Annotated in this window: 1 protein-coding gene; it reads right to left on the bottom strand. The window is 77.0% G+C overall.

The window, feature by feature from the left end; translation table 11 throughout:
- Window positions 1-89 precede the first annotated feature (89 nt).
- Window positions 90-1063 (bottom strand): NsdA family TPR-like regulatory protein (locus L1885_RS28695; RefSeq protein WP_505016800.1); only part of this gene is annotated, 974 nt, incomplete at its 5' end.

Genomic DNA, 1063 nt, shown 5'->3' with positions numbered 1-1063 from the left:
GGCCGTGCCGCCCCTGGCCGCGGTCGCGGGCGTCGGGCGGCACCCGCGCGGCCGTGGGCCGCAGCGGCGGCCAACCCCGGTGCCCGCGACTACGCCGGTGCCACCAGCAACGGGCGGGCCCGCTCGCGCAGTTCCATGACGCGGGGCTCGTCGCCGTACGGTTCGAGGCGGTGCAGCAGGTCCCGTACGTACTCGGTGGTGCGCGCCGACGAGATGCGGCCCGCGACCTCGACGGCGCGGGTGCCGGCCGCGCACGCGGCGTCCAGGTTGCCGGACTCCAGCTCGGCGACCGCGCCCACCACGAGGCGCAGGCCGTGCGAGCGGACGAACTCCTCGGTCGGACTGGACAGCGCCTGCTCGGTGAACCTGCGTACCTGGCGCGGCAGTTTGAGGTCCCGGTAGCACTCGGCCGCGTCCGCGGCGAACCGGTCGTACGAGTAGAAGGCGAGCCACGTCGGGTCGGCGTCGCCGGCGCGCGAGCGCTCCAGCCAGCCCTCCGCGGCCTTGAGGGCCGCCCCGGCGGACGTCGCGTCGCCCGCCTTGGCGTGGGCCCGCGCCTCCACGAGGCGGAAGAAGCTCATGGTGCGCGCGGTGGCGAGCCCCCGGTTGCGCTCGACGGCGGCCTGCGCCAGGTCGACGCCCTCGTCGGCGAAGCCGCGGTAGGTGGCCTGGAGCGACATCGACGCGAGGACGTAGCCGCCGAGGGGGACGTCCGCGGCGGCTCTCGCCAGCCGCAGGGCCTGGATGTAGTACCGCTGCGCGGCCTCCTGCTGCCCGGTGTCGAAGGCCATCCAGCCGGCGAGCCTGGTGAGTTCGGCGGTGGCGCCGAACAGGCCGCGCCCGACCTCGTCGCTGTAGGCGCCGAGCAGCAGCGGCGCCGCGTCGACGCGCAGGCACTCCGGCACCATCGACGAACGCCAGTCGCCGCCCCCGTACTTGGAGTCCCAGCGGCGCGCGTCGGCGGCCGCCTCGCGCAGCTTCGCGACGTCGCTGTGGCCGACCCGCAGCGGAGCCGCGCCGTCCGCGCCCTCGGCCGGGCTCTCCGCCTCGGCCGCGCCGGGCG

The sequence above is a fragment of the Streptomyces fuscigenes genome (assembly GCF_021556455.1).
GTDB classification, from domain to species: Bacteria; Actinomycetota; Actinomycetes; order Streptomycetales; family Streptomycetaceae; genus Streptomyces; species Streptomyces fuscigenes.
Note: the sequence above shows the minus strand (reverse complement) of the source record. Positions and strands in the feature narration are given on the sequence as shown.